This is a genomic window from Limisalsivibrio acetivorans (assembly GCF_000421105.1).
GTDB classification, from domain to species: Bacteria; Chrysiogenota; Deferribacteres; order Deferribacterales; family Geovibrionaceae; genus Limisalsivibrio; species Limisalsivibrio acetivorans.
The window spans coordinates 311,289-330,453 of sequence record NZ_ATWF01000001.1; the positions used below are offsets into that span (position 1 = coordinate 311,289).

16 protein-coding genes are annotated in these 19,165 nt (G+C 49.9%); 5 read left to right on the forward strand and 11 right to left on the reverse strand.

All coding sequences use genetic code 11. The annotated features are described in order from the left end of the window. Positions 1-157 precede the first annotated feature (157 nt). The gene (nifJ, locus tag K300_RS0101510; protein ID WP_022849896.1) at positions 158-3,757 is read left to right on the forward strand and encodes a pyruvate:ferredoxin (flavodoxin) oxidoreductase; all 3,600 of its coding nucleotides are present in this window, start codon (positions 158-160) and stop codon (positions 3,755-3,757) included. Between the two features lie 127 nt (positions 3,758-3,884). On the opposite strand, the gene K300_RS14160 is transcribed toward nifJ, so the two are convergent. From K300_RS14160 to K300_RS0101550, 8 genes are all read right to left on the reverse strand, one after another. After that, on the reverse strand, positions 3,885-5,051 hold the full coding sequence (locus K300_RS14160; RefSeq protein WP_022849897.1) for a sensor histidine kinase: 1,167 nt from the start codon (positions 5,049-5,051) through the stop codon (positions 3,885-3,887). Positions 5,052-5,112: 61 nt separating this feature from the next. Further along, positions 5,113-6,117: an ATP-binding cassette domain-containing protein gene (locus K300_RS0101520; protein WP_022849898.1), complete on the reverse strand. Its 1,005-nt coding sequence runs from the start codon at positions 6,115-6,117 to the stop codon at positions 5,113-5,115. Between the two features lie 2 nt (positions 6,118-6,119). Continuing rightward, positions 6,120-6,809, reverse strand: a complete 690-nt coding sequence (locus K300_RS0101525) for a GTP-binding protein (protein WP_022849899.1) — start codon at positions 6,807-6,809, stop codon at positions 6,120-6,122. After that, complete coding sequence (locus tag K300_RS0101530) at positions 6,809-8,002, reverse strand: ABC transporter substrate-binding protein (RefSeq protein WP_022849900.1); 1,194 nt, start codon at positions 8,000-8,002, stop codon at positions 6,809-6,811. The genes K300_RS0101525 and K300_RS0101530 overlap by 1 nt, the downstream gene beginning before the upstream one ends. Positions 8,003-8,120: 118 nt before the next feature. Beyond that, positions 8,121-9,845 (reverse strand): TRAP transporter permease, encoded by a 1,725-nt coding sequence (locus K300_RS0101535; RefSeq protein WP_022849901.1) that lies wholly within the window; start codon positions 9,843-9,845, stop codon positions 8,121-8,123. A 91-nt stretch (positions 9,846-9,936) separates the two neighbouring features. Then, positions 9,937-10,899 (reverse strand): TAXI family TRAP transporter solute-binding subunit, encoded by a 963-nt coding sequence (locus K300_RS0101540; RefSeq protein ID WP_022849902.1) that lies wholly within the window; start codon positions 10,897-10,899, stop codon positions 9,937-9,939. Positions 10,900-11,096: 197 nt separating this feature from the next. Next, positions 11,097-11,552 (reverse strand): universal stress protein, encoded by a 456-nt coding sequence (locus K300_RS0101545; protein WP_022849903.1) that lies wholly within the window; start codon positions 11,550-11,552, stop codon positions 11,097-11,099. 39 nt (positions 11,553-11,591) lie between these two features. Further along, on the reverse strand, positions 11,592-12,344 hold the full coding sequence (locus K300_RS0101550) for a pseudouridine synthase (RefSeq protein ID WP_022849904.1): 753 nt from the start codon (positions 12,342-12,344) through the stop codon (positions 11,592-11,594). Positions 12,345-12,390: 46 nt separating this feature from the next. Between K300_RS0101550 and K300_RS14165 the strand changes: the two genes are divergently transcribed. From K300_RS14165 to K300_RS0101570, 4 genes are read left to right on the forward strand one after another with little or no spacing between them, the layout of a single operon-like run. Next, positions 12,391-13,170 (forward strand): 50S ribosomal protein L11 methyltransferase, encoded by a 780-nt coding sequence (locus K300_RS14165; RefSeq protein ID WP_022849905.1) that lies wholly within the window; start codon positions 12,391-12,393, stop codon positions 13,168-13,170. Then, entirely contained in the window at positions 13,134-13,922 is a 789-nt protein-coding gene (locus K300_RS15850) for a metallophosphoesterase (protein WP_022849906.1), read from the forward strand. Before K300_RS14165 ends, K300_RS15850 begins: the two co-directional genes overlap by 37 nt. Further along, positions 13,919-14,602, forward strand: coding sequence for an RsmE family RNA methyltransferase (locus K300_RS0101565; RefSeq protein ID WP_022849907.1), 684 nt, complete (start codon positions 13,919-13,921; stop codon positions 14,600-14,602). The genes K300_RS15850 and K300_RS0101565 overlap by 4 nt, the downstream gene beginning before the upstream one ends. Further along, positions 14,599-15,075 (forward strand): nucleoside deaminase, encoded by a 477-nt coding sequence (locus tag K300_RS0101570; protein ID WP_022849908.1) that lies wholly within the window; start codon positions 14,599-14,601, stop codon positions 15,073-15,075. Before K300_RS0101565 ends, K300_RS0101570 begins: the two co-directional genes overlap by 4 nt. On the opposite strand, the gene priA is transcribed toward K300_RS0101570, so the two are convergent. Genes priA through K300_RS0101585 form a run of 3 tightly spaced genes read right to left on the reverse strand, consistent with a single transcriptional unit; the run spans position 15,068 to position 19,165 of the window. Further along, entirely contained in the window at positions 15,068-17,020 is a 1,953-nt protein-coding gene (gene priA, locus K300_RS14175; RefSeq protein WP_022849909.1) for a replication restart helicase PriA, read from the reverse strand. The genes K300_RS0101570 and priA overlap by 8 nt on opposite strands. Then, positions 17,020-18,582 carry a long-chain-fatty-acid--CoA ligase gene (locus K300_RS0101580; RefSeq protein WP_022849910.1) on the reverse strand — a complete coding sequence of 521 codons (1,563 nt, stop codon included), beginning with the start codon at positions 18,580-18,582 and terminating at the stop codon, positions 17,020-17,022. The genes priA and K300_RS0101580 overlap by 1 nt, the downstream gene beginning before the upstream one ends. Further along, complete coding sequence (locus tag K300_RS0101585) at positions 18,572-19,165, reverse strand: Maf family protein (RefSeq protein ID WP_022849911.1); 594 nt, start codon at positions 19,163-19,165, stop codon at positions 18,572-18,574. The genes K300_RS0101580 and K300_RS0101585 overlap by 11 nt, the downstream gene beginning before the upstream one ends.

Consider the following 19,165-nt stretch of genomic DNA (forward strand, 5'->3'; position numbering starts at 1 on the left):
TAATATGTATACGTTTAATTAACTGGAGTCCGCCATATAAAAGCGTTGACGTGTTTTAGAATAGTTGTTATAAAGTTAGATATTTTCAAAAATTGCTATTCCGGGTTTCATTTCAGATTGTCGCAGATGCCGTATAACATTCTTTAAAGGAGGAATAATGGCTACACGCAGAAAGGTCAACATTGACGGCAACACAGCCGCCGCTCATGTTGCACACGCCACGAATGAGGTCATTGCGATCTATCCCATCACACCTTCCTCTGTAATGGGAGAGATTGCGGATGAGAAAACCGCTAAAGGCGAGGCCAATATCTGGGGCTCCATCCCCAAGGTAGTTGAGCTTCAGTCCGAGGGCGGAGCTTCCGGTGCTGTACACGGTGCTCTGAGCGCAGGCGCACTCACAACCACCTTCACAGCATCTCAGGGACTTCTTCTCATGATCCCCAATATGTACAAGATCGCTGGTGAGCTTACACCCACAGTATTCCATGTGAGTGCGAGGGCGCTTGCTTCCCACGCTCTTTCCATCTTCGGAGATCATTCAGACGTTATGGCGTGCCGTCAGACTGGCTGGAGCATGCTCTGCTCCAACAACCCCCAGGAAGTTATGGACTTCGCTCTTATCTCCCAGGCCGCTACGCTTGAGGGAAGGATCCCCGTTCTCCATTACTTCGACGGTTTCAGAACATCCCACGAAGTACGCACTTCAGAAGAGCTTACCATTGAAGACATGAGGTTCATGGTTAACGACGAGCTTGTGCGCAAGCACAGAGAGAGATCTCTCAGTCCTGACCACCCCACCATCAAAGGTACTGCTCAAAACCCGGACGTATTTTTCCAGAGCCGCGAGACAGTAAACAAATACTACGCAGATTTCCCCGCCATAATACAAGAGCAGATGGATAAATTCGCCGGACTTACAGGAAGGCAGTACAAGCTTATGGACTATGTTGGTGCACCTGATGCCGAGAAGGTTGTCATCATCATGGGTTCAGGAGCGGATGTTGCTGAGGAAGCGGTTGAGCATATGACTTCCCAGGGCGAGAAGGTAGGTATCCTTAAAGTAAGGCTTTACAGACCCTTCCCCCTTGATGCTTTCATCGATGCTCTTCCCAAAACAGTTAAAAAGATGTGTGTTCTCGACAGAACCAAAGAGCCCGGCTCCATTGGCGAGCCCATGTACCTCGATGTTCGTACAGCCATAGGCGAAGCTATGCAGAAGGGTACATTCAAGTTCGACGGCTATCCTGTAATCGTTGGCGGCCGCTACGGTCTCGGTTCCAAAGAGTTCACCCCCGCTATGGTTAAGGCATGTTTCGACAACCTCGACAAAGACGAGCCCATGAACCAGTTCAGCGTAGGTATTGAGGACGATCTCAACAAGACCAGTCTCGACTACGACGCCAACTGGCTCACACCCCAGGACGAAGTTTACAATGCTATGTTCTTCGGCCTCGGCTCCGACGGTACGGTTGGTGCAAACAAGAACTCCGCCAAGATCATCGGCGAGAATACAGAGAACAACGTTCAGGCCTACTTCGTATACGACTCCAAGAAGGCAGGCTCCATGACAACCTCTCACCTCCGTTTCGGCAAGAAGGACATCAAGAGCTCCTATCTTATCCAGGAAGCGGACTTCGTTGCATGCCACAACTTCTCCTTCCTTGAGAAGTACGACATGCTCAAGTTCCTCAAGGTGGGCGGAACCTTCCTCATCAACAGCGAATACGGCAAGGATGAGGTTTGGGAGCACATCCCCGAAGTAGTTCAGAAGCAGATAATAAGCAAGAAGGCCAAGGTTCTTGTTATCAACGCTGTTAAAGCGGCTAACGAGATCGGCCTCGGACCCAGATATAACGTTATCCTCCAGACTGCTTTCTTCAAAGAGTCTGAGATTCTCCCCTTTGCAGAAGCCAAAAAAGCCATTGAGGACGCTATCCATAAGTCCTACGGCAGATATGGCGACAAGGTTGTTAACATGAACCTTAAGGCTGTTGAGGCTGGTGAAACTCTCCTTGAGGAGGTTGACTACGCAGGTGTCGGCGCAATGGGCGTTAAAGAGAATGACTGCATTCCCTTCCCCCTTGTGAACGAGTGCACCACCAACCCCGATGCTTCAAACTTCGTTAAAGAGGTTACAAGCGTTCTCGTTGCCAACAGAGGTGACGAAGTGCCTGTCTCCAAACTCCCCGTGGATGGCACGTTCCCCACGGACACTGCGAAGTACGAGAAGCGTAACATCGCCATCAACGCCCCCGAATGGGTTGAAGAGCTCTGTATCCAGTGCGGTATATGTTCCTTCGTATGCCCCCACGCCTCTATCAGAACCAAGATCTACGATCCCGCTGTTCTTGATAAGGCCCCTGCAGAGTTCAAGTCCTCCGACGCCAGAGGCAAAGAGTACAAGGGCATGAAGTTCACCGTACAGCTCGCTCCCGAAGACTGTACAGGTTGCGGCGCTTGTGTTTACAACTGCCCCGCTAAGAGTAAGACAGACCCCAGCGTTAAGGCGATCAACATGGTACATCAGGCGGACATCAGAGAAAGAGAGAAGAAGAACTTCGACTTCTTCCTTACCATCCCTGAGCTCCCCCTCGATAAATACAAGCTTACCACCCTTAAGGGTAGCCAGTTTGCGCCCCATCTCTTTGAATTCTCCGGCGCTTGTGCTGGTTGCGGTGAGACCCCCTATGTTAAGCTCCTTTCCCAGCTCTTCGGTGACAGGGCTTATATCGCAAACGCCACAGGATGTTCCTCCATCTACGGCGGTAACCTCCCCACAACGCCCTACACTGTAAGGGATGACGGCAGAGGACCTACCTGGTCAAACTCCCTCTTCGAGGATAACGCAGAGTTCGGCTATGGTATGAGACTCGCCGTGGACAAGTTCAAGGAGAACGCTGTTGAGCTCATCGAAAAGATGAAGGACCAGCTTGATGCCGCACTCATCGACGAGATTCTCAACGCCGAGCAGGTTGAGCAGGCTCAGATTGAGGCCCAGAGAGCAAGGGTTGAAAAGCTTAAGGATATCCTTAAGTCCATCGATTCCGAGGATGCAAGAAACCTTGAGAGCCTTGCAGACTACCTCGTTGCCAAGTCCGTATGGATACTCGGCGGTGACGGATGGGCATACGATATCGGTTACGGCGGTCTTGACCACGTACTCGCTACCACAGAGAACATAAACGTTCTCGTTCTTGATACAGAGGTGTACTCCAACACCGGCGGTCAGGCTTCCAAGTCTACCCCCATCGGTGCTGCGGCTAAGTTTGCCTTCTCCGGTAAGGTTCCCGAGAAGAAGGACCTCGGCATGATCACCATGACCTACGGTCATATCTATGTCGCCAAGGTATCCCTTGCGAACCCCGCCCAGTGTATCAAGGCATTCATCGAGGCAGAGAAGTACGACGGTCCTTCCGTTATCATCGCATACAGCCACTGTATCGCCCATGGTATCGATATGACCTCCGGTGTAGATGCTCAGAAGAGAGCTGTTAACGCAGGCTACTGGCCCCTCTACCGCTTCGATCCTCTGAAGCTTGAGGCTGGCGAGAACCCGCTTACCATCGACAGTAAGGAGCCCACAATCGAGCTTGAGGAGTTCATGAACTCCGAGAACCGATTCAAGGTTGTTAAGAAGATGTATCCTGAAAAGGCTGAAGAGCTTGCCAAGATTGCAGCGAAGAAGCTTAAGAGAAGGATGAGCATCCACAGACAGCTTGCTGAGAAGATGGACTGCTCCGTAGAAGACAAATAAACCGCTTAATAAGCGTTTATAAAACTATAAAGGCGGACCTTCGGGTCCGCCTTTTTTTATATATATTCTGTTTTATCCTATTGTTCGAAAAGGGCTTCTGTCACAAGGTTATTCCCGCAGAGAAGTTTCAGGAACGCTTTTGGAGGGTGCAGGTGTTTTGTATGGGGAACTCCGCATAGAAGGTGGTTCCGTTGTCTTCGCCTGATGTGAAGCTGACCCTTCCTTTGAGATACTTCTCCGTTAGAAGTTTCATACTGTAAGTACCAACACCACGTCCATTCCCTTTAGTGGTGAAGGAGCGTTGAAATATCTGAGTTTGGGCCTTTTTGGGGATGACTCCTTTGTTATGTACAGAGAATATGACGCTCTTTCCGTCCTCGCCAAGGGAGGAGCAGATGCTTACATCTTCGCCTTCGAGGCTTGCTTCGAGGGCATTCTTTATCATATTGCCGAGTATCCGCCTTAAAATGGTCTTATCACTCTCAAGTATAATCTGCTCGGAGGAAAGATCCAGGTTGAGCCGCTTATTGAAGCATACCTTGTGTTTCGAATAGAAGGAGGCGAGCTCTCTTATCACATCAAAGGAGTTCAGCTCGCTGATATTAAGATCCAGATCATTGTTTTCAGCACGTGTCAGTAGTTTATAGCTGTTTATCTCATCCACAAGGGCGTTTGCGGAGTCGTATATAATACTTACCAACTCACCGTCTTTAATCTCTTCATCATCCTTAAGCAGCTCGCTCATTCCGAGGACAACGCCGGCCAGGTTAATAGCATCATGGAAGAACATGCGCTCAAGAACCGCTTTGCGTTTTTTATCGCTGATGTCAGTTGCTGTGAAGAATGTGTAGTAGCGGTCATTAACGTTAAGGGGCTTGGTGGTTATGAGGAGATCCATAGCCGTTCCCTTCTCTGTGAGTATACGGCATTCCTCGTTACCGTAAGCCCCTGTCTGGGCTGTGAGTATAGCCTTAACTGCGCCGCACTCCTTGCACCGCTCCGTTGTTCCGCAGCATGGGTTGTCCTTGTCGTCAACGGCGTTCCTGCACTCCAGAGCCTCGCCCGGGCGCATCCCCAGGATAAGGTTATGGGTTTCGAACCCGAGCAGACGCAGAAGCTGTTTATTTGCAAAGACTATCTGTCTGTTTTCGTCAAGGATAACAACAGTTTCGGACAGATTATCCATCAGCTCTCGGAAGAAAGGCATCTCCATTATCTGATTAAAGCTCTTCTCGATTTCCTGCTTCGTGCTTCGGTCTGGTGAAGCAAAATGGGTGTTTCCTGCTGAATACATAGTATTTTTCCTTTGTTTATATGATCAATATAACAGCAGAAAGCGGACTCAACAAGTATTACTATATGTCAATGGAGAATGATTCTTTACTGGGTTTGAGTTTGCCCCCCGTTCTGAGGGTGTTTCTCATCTCCAGGAGAAGGTCATCCAATTTTCTGAGGTATGTTAGGCTCTCCAGCTCCTCATCGGTGGTTTCAATCACCTCGGCTATACCTCCGTTACGGATAACGATCCGTTTTGAGCCCATGAGTGCAAGGATCGGGTCGTGGGTGGCCATTAGAACGATCTTTTCCTCCTGAACAAGGAGATCCATAGCCTTTTTGCGGTCGATGCCTGCATTCTCGATCTCGTCAATGAGAACAACGGGGGAGAGGCTGAGAAAGGCAGTATCTGCTATCATGAGGGCTCTGGACTGTCCGCCGCTGAGTGAGGTTACGGGGGTGTCCGGTGTAAAGGTTTCACCCGCAAGTTCGTTTGCCTTCTCAATAATATATGCTGTTTTCTCCGCCGGGTTCTCTACCAGGCGGCTCTCTGCATGCATCTGCACGAACTCCTCTGCGGTAAGGTCCATGACGAAGTTCATGTTCTGGGACAGTTGGGCCACAAGTTTATGCTCAAGGGAGAAGCGGAGGGACTTATCCGGTTTTTCACCGTTAACAAGGATGCCTCTTCCTGTGGGGGTGTCGCTGTCCGCAAGCCATTCTATATCTGCGAGGAGGCGGCTCTTTCCGGATCCTGTGGGGCCGACGATGCAGATGATCTCCCCTTTATTTATGGTTAGGTTAACATCCTCCGGCGTTCCGCTCTTGTCGTGGCCGCCGATAAGGGTGATGCTGTCCACACGGAAACCCTCATCCCTGCTCAATTCCTCGATATCCTTTACATATTCGTTAAGGGATGCGAAGAAGCTCTCCTGCTCAAGACCGAGATCCTCAAGTTCCTGCTCTGTGAGGGCGTTGAAGATCTCCTCTGCTGTGGTATCCTTATCCTCTATCCGCAGACCGAACCCTTCGAGGAAGTCTGCTATATATGGGTGTTCATTTATATTAAGTCGTTCTGCATTCATATCTATTTCTCCATATCCATCTTTCTTACGTTGCCCATCTGGTAGCTGTCGCCGATTCTGCGCTCACCGAGGCAGTATGAGCAGAGTGCAGAGGGCATAGAGAACCGTAGCATCTTACCCTTGAGGGTTTCGATGTCCTCCCCCCCTGTGAAGAGGGTGGAGAGCTCGAAGGAGCCCTGCCCGGTGATTCCGTTGACATGCATTATGGTAGCGGAGGGGTTAACTGTTTTAACCCTTGAAGCGAAAACTTCACGCTCAGCCTGGGAAACTATGTCCCCCTTGGTTATTAAGACGATATCTGCGGATTTCAGCATCGGCCCGATCTTCTTGGGGGTATTTACCCCGCTTAGGTTGTCGATAACGCAAACGGCTGTGATCTCCTTGATATGGGGGGAGCATCGGTTGCATAGCCCTGCACTCTCGCTTACAAGGAGGTCTACCCCCTGCTTTATCCCCCACTGGACGCATTCTTCAACGTTGCTTACGAAGAAATGGTCGGGGCAGAGTGCGCCGGAGAGCCCCTTGCGTACAGGGATCCCCTTCTTTTCATAAAGCAGGTCATCATCGGTGGCGAGGCAGTCGAACTTAACAACGCCTGTCTTTATCCCCCTGTCCTGCAGTGCATCGATGGTCTTCAGGATAATCGATGTCTTGCCCGAGGAAGGGGGGCCTGATACGGTTATAAATCTCATTATGCTGCTCCTACTGTTCGGTTGAAGGCTTCCATAGCCCTGTCGATTACTGCATCGGTGTCGTTTTCGAGTATGTAGTCCCAGCCGATCCACTTAAATCGTGCATCCTCGGGGAGGCGGTTGTCAACCTCTTCACTCAGCGAGGGGAAGAGGCCCCTGTGGGAGAGGATCTCCCCGATCTCTTTGCTGAATACTGCATCTGCCAAGGGCTTAAGGTCCTCTTTATCCCTTGTGAGCATAAAGATGGGGCTTACGATTGCGCCGTCTTCGGGGAAAACAACCTTCTTCGATTTAACGCCCATGAGCATCTTGGTGAAGAAATAGGGCATGATTGTGATAAAGGGCTTCTCCTCTGTCTTTCTGCCGGCATTTTTGACCATCTCCGCCGGGTGCATGGAGCTAACCATGCTTCTACCGAGGGCGTGTACCCCTTCTTCGCCGTGCTCCTTGTATATGTTGAGCAGGATGGCGTTGAACAGGTCGAAGTCACCAACGGGGAGTGAAACCTTCCCTTCGTATTCGGGCTTAAGGAGATCGCTCCATCTTTTTGGTTCGGGAAGCCCATTTTGCTCTTCAAGGTTAAGCATGAAAACTGCGGGAACCACGGAGACCATGGAGAATACACCCTCGGGATCCTCCAGCCCGAGCCCATCAAAATCAGAGTTCATCGGCTTATCTGTAAGGTTTCTATAGTCATCCTTGACGAGGTTGCGGAACCTTCTGCCGAAGAATAGCTCGAATCCGGCGGAGAGGTAAACATCGCTCAGCTCATCAGCCGAGTCGGCTTTTCTTATATCCTCTGCCATCCAGTCCGCACCAACGGAGGCCGCCTCAAGCTTGTAGTCCACCTTCACATCCGATTCCTCAAGGAAGGCGTCCAGCTTCTCAAGTACAGGAATGCGGACAGGGCAGGGGAGAAGACCGCTCAGGTTGTAGCTTCCCCCTGTACGAGCCTCTTTAAGGGTAACGTCTGCGACGTTTCTGATCTCCTCAATCCTTTCGAGAAGAAGGTTCTCAAAGGTATCGATATCGTAGCCCTTGGTTTTGAGGGCTGTCTCGAGTTTGAGGAACTTACCAAAACTCTCAAGCTTTGCATCCTCTGTAAACTGAGGGAACCCGTTTGACACGAAAACCTCTCTGGTTTCTGGGAAGATATCTATTATTTCTTTAACTGTTTTTGTTCTGAAGTTCATAGTCTCATCTCCGTTTCGTTTAATCTGAGACTAAATATATCTTGAAATCAAGTATTTTAATTGATGCGGATCAACAAAGATAAAAAAAGGCCGGGAAATTTTCCCGGCCGGTTGATTATTAGGCTTTGGAGAACTTGTTTCTGATCTGGGAATACCATGCAAAGCTCAGGAAGTATGAATAGAGGAATGTACCTATTGCGATAACAATAAATACCTTAACTATATCCATCGTTGAGCCGTTCAGGGTGAATTCCGGAACATAGCCGAAGAGGAAGGGGGCCAGATAGAGGAACTTTGCAAATTTGAAGGCGTTAAAGGCTGTCTTCCACATATGGGCCTCAGCAATTGTCGCCCCTGCAAAGGCTGCGATACAAACAGGGGGCGTAATATTGCTGTCCTGACTCAGCCAATACACGATCATATGAGCGGCAATAAGATTAACGCCCAGATGGGTTAGCGCAGGCACAGCCACCACCGCTGTGATGAGATACGCCGCTGTAACGGGTACACCCATGCCGAGAACAAGGGATGCCAGAGCGATAAGCAGTATTGTAAGGAACAGGCTTCCCCCTGCCAGCTTGATAACAATATCAGCAAAGGTGAGGATAAGGCCGCTGAAAGTGAGCATGGAGATGATTATGCCGATAATCCCCACGGTTGCACCGATCTTGAGGCTCGATTCCGTTCCCCTTCTTGAAGCCTGTAGGAAGCCGACATGGTCTATCCTCGTTTCACGGTCGAACCAGCTTATCACGATACATGTGCCTATACCCACAACGGCGGCGAAGCCGGCATCGTAGCCGATTATCATAAGGACGGTTATTATCACGAGGGGGAGGGCGTAGTACCAACCTGTTTTTATAATAGACCACGGTGTCTCGGCAGTCTTTTCACCCTTGATATTCTGTACTTTAGCTTCGAAATGCACCATGACGAAAACGCTGAAGAAATACATCATTGCGGGGAATATCGCCACAAGCATGATCTTCTGATAGGGGATCTGGGTTAACTCGGACATGATGAAGCCGCCGGCACCCATAATAGGAGGCATGAACATCCCGCCGATGGAAGCCGCAGGCTCCACAGCACCGGCCACATGGGGCTTGAATCCTGCCCTTTTCATAAGAGGGATGGTGAAGGCACCCGTTGACACGGTGTTTGCGATGGCGCTGCCCGATATGGAACCGAAGAGTGCGCTGGCAACAACGGCAACCTTGGCGGGTCCACCCGTTTTATGCCCCACAGCCGCAAGGGGGAGATCGATGAAGAATTTTTGTGCCCCCGAACGCTCAAGGAAGGCACCGAAGATTACGAAGAGGAGAACATAGGTGGCAAGAACGTTTGCCATGATGCCGAAAACCCCGTCGTTCTTAAGGAACGCAATGGAGCATATGTAGAGGAAATCCCCCCCTGGATGGGCGAGATCGCCTGGAAAGTATGCCCCGAAAACGCCGTATATAAGCATGAATGTTCCGATGATTACAAAGACAAAACCCACAGCACGTCTGGCTACCTCGATACCGATGAGAACGCCGAGAACAGATATCCATAAGTCCGCTGCTGTCTCCGAGCCCGCACGGTAGTTCAGCGCCTCGAAGTTTGCCATCCAGTAGCCTATGGAGCCCATGGAGCCGGCTATGAGAACGTAATCGAAAACACGCATGATCCTGTTTTTTGATTTATACATTAGAAAAACGAGTATGTAGGTAACGAATACGTACACACCTCTATGATATTGGGTTGCCGCCGGACTAATGAGCGCAGAATAGGAATAGAATATTACAAGAAATAGCGAAGCGGCATCAAAAATAATCTTTTCGATTTTGTTTAGATTATTGTACACATGTTCCTCCAGCAAAAAGGCAGTTATGCACCAAAAAGGCGGCAGAGAAGCCCTGCCGCCATAACACTATTTGAAATTCGTTCTATTTCTCTTACTTAAGTACGCCCACTTCTTTCCAGAACTTCTCAGCACCGGGGTGAAGGGGGGTAACTATACCTGTAAGACCGCCTTCAACGCTCATAGCCTTAGCGGACTTGTGGATGGAGATCATGTGCTCCATTCCCTTCTCGCTGTAAACGGCCTTAACCATGTCGTATACAACATCTGCGGGAACGTCTTTGTTGGCTATCCAGATTGCGTTACCCTGGAAGGTCTGAACGGGCTCTGTCTGGCCTTTGTAGGTTCCTGCGGGGATGGTAACCTTTGCAAGGAAAGGGTACTCGTCAAGAACGCCGCCACTCTGTGCTACGTCATAGATGTCAAGGATTTTTACCTTGGTTTGAAGAGCCGCTTCTATAACGGAGGAGTTGGGATATCCGGCGAAAACCCAGAAAGCGTCGAGCTGCTTGTTTTTGAAAGCAGCCGCAGCGTTGCGGTAGCCGATGAACTGGGGCTTCATCTTGTCCCAGAGTCCGAGAACGCCGAAGAAACGCTCAGCGTTAGCCGCAGCACCGGATCCTGCACCGCCGACACCAACTCTCTTGCCTTCAAGATCCTGGGGAGTATTTATATCGGAATTGGCTCTTACGATAAGATGGGCGGGTGCGCCGTAGAAGTATCCGAGAGCCATAACATCTTCGTATTTGGAGTTATCACCCTTAAGTTTGCCGTTTCTGGCAAGGTATGTATCGCCGGAGTATGCAACAGCGAACTGAGCCCTGTTTCCGTTAACAAGCCTCACATTCTCAACGGAACCGTTGGATGCGCTCGCAAGTACTTTGAAGCCCATGTTCTTGGCATACTGGGAAATACCGTTTGCATAGTACATGAAAGTACCGCCGGAGGGACCTCCGGAAAACTTGTAAACCGCAGCAGAAGAAACCTGAGGTACCGCAACAAGTGCTGTGCAGAGCGCAGCAATCATAACAGCCGCTGTAAAAAACCTTTTAAACATAACTGTCCTCCTAGATTGAATTATGTCAAAAAGTTATCATAACAGAACGATATTTACAATAACTATATTAGTTAAAAAATTTGATCAATACATTAAAAAACCCACCATATCAGTAATATATGATGGGCTTGTTTGTGAACTTTGTCTTTTTATAACTGTGGTTTATAGTATGTTAACCCGGTGATTAAAACCTTGTGTTAGTCGAGCACTTTTCGCACTATAAAAACTGAACAATGAGCCTTTCTGACAACTTTTTCCGTAGTGCTGCCGTAAAAGAAGCCTTCGATGGCGCTTTTACCCTTGGACGATATAACGATGAGATCAGCCTTAGTTTTGTCCGCATACTTGATAATCTCCTCGTAAGATACCCCGTGGGCGACTTCAAGCTTCGGTTTGTAGCCATTCTCACCGAAAACCTCTTTTGCTATTCGTACAAGCTCGTGCTCTATATGCTCGTCCATATGCTTGTTGATCTCATCCACCTTGTCGTCATCAAGAAAGTAGAGGGGGAGCTCGCTAGCTTCTTTGGACTTTACATAAAGCAGGGTAATCTCCGAATCGAACTGCTCAACAAACTCCTTCGCCTGACGGAGGGCATTGACGGAGCATTCGGAAAAATCTGTAGGTACTATAATATTCTTGGGCTTAAACATCGTTCCTCCTTGCCTTTGGGGCATTTCCAGCATCTATACTTAAATCATAGCTCTGGTTTTGAAATATTCAATAAAATCAGCTTCTTTTGACGAGTCTGCACAATCTCTGTCTATCTCTGTGTATGCGCAGTGGAGCATCATACGGGGAAAATCTGCGCCGCCGTAGAGCTTATCACCAAGTATGGGGAAGCCCACATGGGCGAGATAGGCTCTCAGTTGATGCCTCGAGGCGTGGGCAAGCTCTGCACTGATTAGTGAGAAGCCATCATGGGAGTCTTTCAACGAGAAAAACGTTCTGTTCCCCCCGTTCTCATCAAGGACCTTTACCTTCCTTCGCTTACGGGCATCGATCCTGTTTTCCATAACCAGTGAGGTTGGGAAGCTTCCTCCTACGAAGGCTATGTATCTCTTATGGATATGTTTCGGGCTCAGGCCGCTTCTGACTGCGGCTATGACTCCGTCCGTTTCGTAATCGAGTCTACTGATGAGCGTGTATCCCTCAGGGACCAGATCCTCCAGAACCGGAGGATCCTCCGGGGTATGTCTTTCTGTGTGCATGAATGGTGGCTTATAGAGGAAGAGCGTCTGCTCATTCTGCTTAATGATGAACTCCCCTGCGGGGTTTCCTTCACTGCGATAGTCGAGCTCTGCCCGGATATCCTCATCCCCTTCTATCTCGATATCCTTTCTTACGGTCTTCCCGTTAACGGAAATCTTCCCCTCTTTGATGAACTCCTTTCCCCTCCGGCGGGAGAAATCGAAGAGCTCTGCACATTTTGCGGATAGTCTCACATCTGCCCTCTATTAATAATCATACGCTTTATGTTATAGTAATAACATGAATGAATACAGATTTTTCGATGATAATGAAGAGCTTGTCAACCTTCTGGAGGATGACGGTCTGGCGGTTATTGAGGAGGACTTCAAGGATGGACGCAGTTTTGTCGTTTATGCAGGGAAGGATCTCTCCGCCGTTTTTGAACGTTTCGGAGCCCGTTACGAGGCGAAGGATGTGGATGACACCGGCTGGGACGAGAAGTGGAAGGAGTATCTCCGTCCCGGTATGCTCACGGAGAGTATAGGCTATTACTTCGATGAGAAGGACAGACCGGAGGGGCTTGGTATACTGATAAATCCGGCACTCGCTTTCGGTACGGGAACCCATCCTACAACACGCATAGCTGCAAGCCTTGCGGAGCCTGTTGTGAAGGGGAAAACCGTTCTGGATGCAGGATGCGGAAGCGGGATTCTCGCCATAGCCGCTTCGATCTGCGGTGCGGATAAGGTGTACGCCTTTGATATCGATCCCCAGGCGATACCGAACGCCCTTGAGAATATCGAGAGAAACGGTGTTAAAAACTCCGAGGTGTGGGCCGGAACCTTAGAGGGGTTTAGAGGGGAGGCCGATGTTATTATCGCAAACATCATAAGCTCTGTCCTTTTGAGCATCAACGATGAGATAACCTCACGTAAGCCTGAGTTTATAATATATTCGGGCATCCTTGTATCCGAGATGGAGGAGTTTCTTTCAAAGGCGGATCTTTCTGGATATGAGCTGGAGGAGCGGGTTACCATCAACGAATGGACCGGAGCGAGGTTCAGGCTATGCTCGCAGTAATCGGCGATGTCCACGGCTGCATCCGTACACTGGATTCCCTCGTAAACGATATTGAGAAGCGTCATGGTGCTGATGAGTACATATTCCTTGGTGATCTCATGGACAGAGGGCCCGGCGATAAAGAAACTGTCGACTTCGTCATGGAGATGCAGAGGTACAGAAGGGTGAGCGTAACTAGAGGTAACCATGAGGATATGCTTCTTGACTGGCTTAACGGTGGCTGGATGTATCCGCCGGGACAGTATATGGCAAACGGCGGCAAAACGACTATCTCCTCCTTCACAGGGGGAAAGTTCGACATGGATCTTGCCATGGGGAAGGATGTGCGGGAGTCCGTACGTCCCTATTTCGAGCCCTATATGGACTTCCTCGAAGGGTGCATAATAAGCACGGGGTATGAGTTTCCCAGGCGGAACTACCATTTCAGCCATGCTGGCATCGGTGACGGAAACGGTTATAACCACCGGGTGGAGGAGTATTCAAACATCGATCATTTTGCCTTCATATGGTCAAGGAACACGGACAGCCGTAAAACCCCATATTTCGGCTATACCCTCGTGCACGGCCACACGCCCGTACTCAAACTGGGCACAGGGGTTGACCCATTCACCCCGTACACAAACATTAACGATTGCGGAGAAATATGCTCCATAAACCTTGATACAGGGTGTGTTTACGGCTATTCTCTTTCGGCTGCCCTCATAGATGATGAGGGTGATTATGAATTCATGAGTGTGAGAAACAGGGAATGAAAAGGATATACATTGATGAAGATCCTTCGGGAAGCGTCCAGCTCCCCGATGATATACACCACTACCTTAAGAATGTTCTTAGAGCAAAGGAGGGGGAGCCCCTTGGCATACTTACCCCTACCAGTTTCTGCGAGGGTGTGCTTGAGCGTATGGAGAACCGTAAATCCTTCATATCGATAACCTCTAAACGCCCAGTAGTTAAGCCTGGATACCGTTTATCTGTATATCAATGCGCCCTTAAGCGGGAGTATATGGATTTCGCCGTTGAGAAGTATGCGGAGCTGGGAGCAACGGAGATTATTCCAGTTTACAGCTCACGAAGCCTTCGGGAGCTAAAGGATAAAACCCTCGCACGTTTCGGTGATATAAGCCTTAAGGCCGTTTTGCAGAGTGAGAACGAGCACCTCCCCGTAATCCATGAGCCGTGCCGTATCGAAGATATCGAAGCGGATAATGCAGACAGGCTCCTCTTCTATGAAAGGGAAGGGGAGAGCAGGGGGCTCGGGCTTACATCCCGCGATGTGGCCATGATTATCGGTCCGGAAGGGGGCTTTGAACCTGAGGAGGCGGAAATGCTTAAGGGGAAGGGTTTTCGATCCGTATCCCCCTTTAAGCCTATCCTTAAGGCGGAGACCGCCGCCGTTGTATTCACCGGTCTGGTGAGGATGGAGCTGGAATGAGCTTCGAGTTTTCAATGGAGGATCGCTTCTTTATGGAGAAGGCCATCGAGCTTGGAAGGGAGGCAGCTCTGGAGGGTGAGGTACCCATCGGTGCTGTCGTGGTGCAGGATGGTGATATCATCGGACGTGGGCGCAACTCCAAATGGGTTGCAAAAACCGCCACCAGCCATGCGGAGATCCTTGCCATTGAGGACGCCTCCAAACACAACGGCGATTGGCGGCTGGACGGTTGTTCGTTGTATGTAACCATAGAGCCCTGCCTCATGTGTGCCGGCGCCATCATACATTCGAGGATACGAAACGTTGTATTTGGAGCATCGGAGCCAAAATTCGGCGGGGTTGTGACCCTTGCCAACACCTTCGACATAGAGGGGCTTAACCACAGGGTTAACTACCGCTACGGCTTGTTCGCTGAGGAGATTCGGGGGATGATGAAGGATTTTTTTCGTGATCTGAGAAAAAAAGCTACATAAAGAAGACCGGATCCCTATCTACCTTCATGATCATCGTGCTTTCTGTCTTTTTTTCCATGAAGGCCACTATGGCTCTTTTGAGAATACTATTAAGGCTTGCCCCATCATGGTGCTTGATGAGAATGGTGTACCTGTACTTATTTTTAATCTTGCTTACCGGAGCAGGGGAGGGTCCCAGAACCTTCAGGTTCGATAGTTTACCCCCTATCTCGTTTCTGATAATGTCTGCCATTCTTGCTGTCTTCCCCTCATCGGTATGGGAGAAGATAAGCCTTGCTACCTTAGTGAATGGAGGATATCCGAAGGCCTCACGTTTGGCGAGTTCCTTGTCGTAGAATGAGTCCGGGTCATCTCGTACAATGCGGAACAGATCCAGTTCCGGATTGTTTGTCTGTATTATAACCTTGCCGTTTTTCCCCGCACCCCTTCCGGATCTGCCGGAAAGCTGGGTAAGGAGCTGAAAGGCCCTCTCATACGCTCTGAAGTCGGGGAGGGAGAAAACGTTGTCCAGATTAAGTACACCGGCAAGGGTTACATTCGGGAAGTGCAGACCCTTTGCCACTATCTGTGTTCCCACAAGAACCCTGTATTCCCCCTTGCCGAAGCTGTCCAGCATCTTATCCAGCTTGCTCAGGGAGGTGACACTGTCTGTATCCATCTGCAGAACCTTTTCACCCAGAAGTTCCTCAAGGATCTCCTTTATTCTCTCTGTGCCGGCTCCGTAGTCTGTAACGTCGCTGTCTCCGCATGATGTGCAAACCGGACGGAAGAACTCCTCGGCGCAATAATGACACTTGCACTTGTTGCGGGATTTGTACCATGTAAGCGCCACGGAGCAGTTGGGGCAGTGGACAATATTGCCGCAGTTGCGGCAGTAAAGGGTGTGGGAGTAGCCTTTACGGTTTATAAGCAGGATCGCCTGCTCCCCACGCTCCAGAGTTGCGGAGAGTTCATCGTAGAGCCGCTCGGAGATGATGTTGTCTATAAGGTCGCTCTCCTTAAGGTCTACGATTTCGATTTGCGGCATCTCTGCCGCATGGCGGAGCCTGAGTCTGTGGAGCTTGTATCGGCCTTCTTTCACGTTGTGCATGCTTTCAAGGGAGGGGGTGGCACTCCCCAGCACCACGGGAACCTTAAGGATGCTGGCATAAAGAACAGCCATGTCCCTTGTGTTGTGGGCGGGGGCTTCCTCCTGCTTATAGCTGGTTTCGTGCTCCTCATCCACGATGATGAGGCCTATATCCTCCGCCGGAACGAAGAGGGCACTTCTCGCCCCTATGAGGAATTTGAATGTGCCTTTGGCGAAGCTCCAGAATGACTCGCGCCTCTGTTTGGGGGTAAGCTTGCTGTGATATGAAAGTACCTTGAATCCGAGCCTGGCAGATATACGGCTTACCATTTGGGGTGTGAGGGAGATCTCCGGCACAAGGTAGATAACCTTCTTCCCCTCCGCCATGACCTTTTTGGCGAGCTCAATGAAGACCTCTGTTTTGCCGCTTCCGGTTACACCGTGGACAAGGTGGGCACTGTAGCAATCCATATCAGCAGAGATATCATCGTATATCCTCTGCTGTTCCTCGTTCAGCTCCAGCTCGCATTCCACATCAACGGGCTGCGGAATCTGAGGGCTTATGGGGGAGGTGATTATATTCTTTGATATGCATCCCTGCATGACAAGCCCCGGGGAGGAGGCGTAGTACTCACCCATCCTTTCAAAGAGGGTTAAAAGCCCGTCATTAAAAACGGGCTCGTTGTCGTATATCTCTATGGGTTCTTTGTACTTAATCCCCTCTTTAGGCTCTTTGTTCTCCCGGAGAACAATACCCGGCAGAACACGCCTGCCCAGAGGAACCTTAATCCGCATCCCCCGTTTCAGTGGGGTGGTGCTGACATAGGTGAAAGTACCGCTAAGGGGTACGGGGATGAGTACATCGTAATAGGTCATTACTGGTTTTCGTTTTTTTTGTTTCTTATCTTTTCGAGAACCTCAGCCTTTAGCTCACGTTTCAGGATCTTTCCTGTGGCAGTGAGGGGGAGATCCTCTTTTATTATTACATGTTTGGGTATCTTGTAGTTCGCCAGACGCTCCCTGAGGAACTTCTTAATGGCGGAAGGATCTAGTTCAGCATCCTCCTTCGGCTTTATGTATGCTTCGGGGACCTCTCCGCTGTGTCTGTCTGGTATGCCTATGACAGCTGCCGCCTCCACACCCTCATAGCGGTGCAGAACCTCTTCTATCTCTCTGGGGTAAACGTTCATACCCTTAACAAGGATGAGATCCTTTTTCCGGTCCACGATATAGATGAAGCCCTCTTCATCGATCTTTGCAAGATCGCCCGTGAAGAGCCAGCCGTTGCGGATGGTTTCGTTGGTGAGGCCGGGCATGTTCCAGTAACCCTTCATCACGTTCGGACCCCGCACGATAAGCTCGCCAACCTCGCCCAAGGGGAGCTCCATCTCTCTCTCATCCACAACCTTAACCTCAACGCCGTCTAGTGCAGGACCAACGGAGAGGGGCTTCTGCTTCTTTGTGAAGTTTACGGAAACAACGGGGGAAGCCTCTGAAAGGCCGTAGCCTTCGATGATAGGCTTACCGAACTTTTCGCTGAAGCCTTCTATGATCTCCTCGGGCAGTGGGGCACCGCCGCTTACATGGAGGCGGATAGGGTAAACGAACTTCCTGAACCATGCGGGCATGCTCGATTTGTTAAGTGCGATATACACCTGGGGAATGCCGAGGAAGAAGGTGGGCCGCTGGAATATGAGAACCTTCTTGAAGCTCTTCTTCTTAAGCTCCTGAACCCCTTTAAGTATAATAATCGATGCTCCGCAGTAGGGGGGGAGGATTACGCATGTCATGAGTGCATAGGAGTGAAACGCCGGAAGAAACAGTAGGAACCTGTCGTTTCGCTTTACCTTGAATCGCTTAAGACAAGCATCCGCATTGGACACAAGGTTGCTGTGGCTGAGTACAGCCCCCTTGGGGTGTCCTGTTGTTCCAGAGGAATAGATGATAACCGCCGTATCGTCACCCGATAGCCCCGTTTCCACATCGTTATCGGAGAAATCCGCAGACAGGGTGTAGAGGTTCTCCGAACGGAAGCCGGTCTCCTCATAGCTCATTATACCCTTGAGGTTCTCAGCCTCTTTTTCGATGCCTGAGGCGGCCTCGTGGAAGGCGGGTGATGTTATAAGGTATTTCGCACCGCTGTCGTTGAGGATGTATGCCACCTCATCCCTCTTAAGGAAGGTGTTTACGGGTACGAATACCGCTCCGCATTTAGTTACAGCGAAGAGGCTTATGATAAACTCCGGCGAGTTTTCAAGGAGACAGCATACCCTGTCCCCCTTTGAAACACCTTTAGTCATAAGGGCTGATGCTATGCGGTTGGTAAGCTTGTTTATCTGATCGTAGGTGTATTTTTCACCTTCATATCGCAGGAAGGGCTTCCCTCCTCTTTTCGAAGCGTTTGAGAAGAGAATATTAGGCAGGTTTTCAAAACTCATGGAGACCTCCGGGACGAACCCCCAGCTTCAGCATCCTCTGGAACAGTTCGCTTACAGGAAGGCCCACAACGTTGTCGTAGTCCCCCTCTATACGTTTGACCATAAGGCATCCCTTACCCTGTATGGCATAGGAGCCGGCCTTATCGAAGGGCTCTTCGGTTTCGATATACCAGTCTATAAAGTCATCGGTGAAATCCCTGAAGAATACCTTTGTGGATTCGTAGAAGCGTTCGCAGAATCCCTCACGCTTGTTTATAAGGGCAACGCCTGTGATAACCTCATGTTCGTTGCCGCTAAGCTTGCGCAGAGTATTACGTACATCATCGCCACTTTTGGGCTTTCCGTACATAATACCCTCATGAATTACGATGGTATCTGCGGCTATGATAAAGGCATCGTCATAAAGGTTGCTTACGTTGTAGGCCTTCATGGCGGCAACCTTCATTGCCTGATCTCCGAAGGGGTCACTATCGTTAAATTCTTCCTTCACATCGCTTGTTACGTACTGGAAGTTGATATTCAGCCTGCTCATGAGTTCCCTTCTTCTGGGGGAGCCGCTGGCGAGAATTATTGATTGATACAT

Coding starts and splice junctions, on each gene's coding strand:
- nifJ (WP_022849896.1), top strand. CDS start 158: ATGGCTACACGCAGAAAGGTCAACATTGACGGCAACACAGCCGCCGCT.
- K300_RS14160 (WP_022849897.1), bottom strand. CDS start 5,051: ATGTATTCAGCAGGAAACACCCATTTTGCTTCACCAGACCGAAGCACG.
- K300_RS0101520 (WP_022849898.1), bottom strand. CDS start 6,117: ATGAATGCAGAACGACTTAATATAAATGAACACCCATATATAGCAGAC.
- K300_RS0101525 (WP_022849899.1), bottom strand. CDS start 6,809: ATGAGATTTATAACCGTATCAGGCCCCCCTTCCTCGGGCAAGACATCG.
- K300_RS0101530 (WP_022849900.1), bottom strand. CDS start 8,002: ATGAACTTCAGAACAAAAACAGTTAAAGAAATAATAGATATCTTCCCA.
- K300_RS0101540 (WP_022849902.1), bottom strand. CDS start 10,899: ATGTTTAAAAGGTTTTTTACAGCGGCTGTTATGATTGCTGCGCTCTGC.
- K300_RS0101545 (WP_022849903.1), bottom strand. CDS start 11,552: ATGTTTAAGCCCAAGAATATTATAGTACCTACAGATTTTTCCGAATGC.
- K300_RS14165 (WP_022849905.1), top strand. CDS start 12,391: ATGAATGAATACAGATTTTTCGATGATAATGAAGAGCTTGTCAACCTT.
- K300_RS15850 (WP_022849906.1), top strand. CDS start 13,134: ATGGACCGGAGCGAGGTTCAGGCTATGCTCGCAGTAATCGGCGATGTC.
- K300_RS0101565 (WP_022849907.1), top strand. CDS start 13,919: ATGAAAAGGATATACATTGATGAAGATCCTTCGGGAAGCGTCCAGCTC.
- K300_RS0101570 (WP_022849908.1), top strand. CDS start 14,599: ATGAGCTTCGAGTTTTCAATGGAGGATCGCTTCTTTATGGAGAAGGCC.
- priA (WP_022849909.1), bottom strand. CDS start 17,020: ATGACCTATTACGATGTACTCATCCCCGTACCCCTTAGCGGTACTTTC.
- K300_RS0101580 (WP_022849910.1), bottom strand. CDS start 18,582: ATGAGTTTTGAAAACCTGCCTAATATTCTCTTCTCAAACGCTTCGAAA.
- K300_RS0101585 (WP_022849911.1), bottom strand. CDS start 19,165: ATGTATCAATCAATAATTCTCGCCAGCGGCTCCCCCAGAAGAAGGGAA.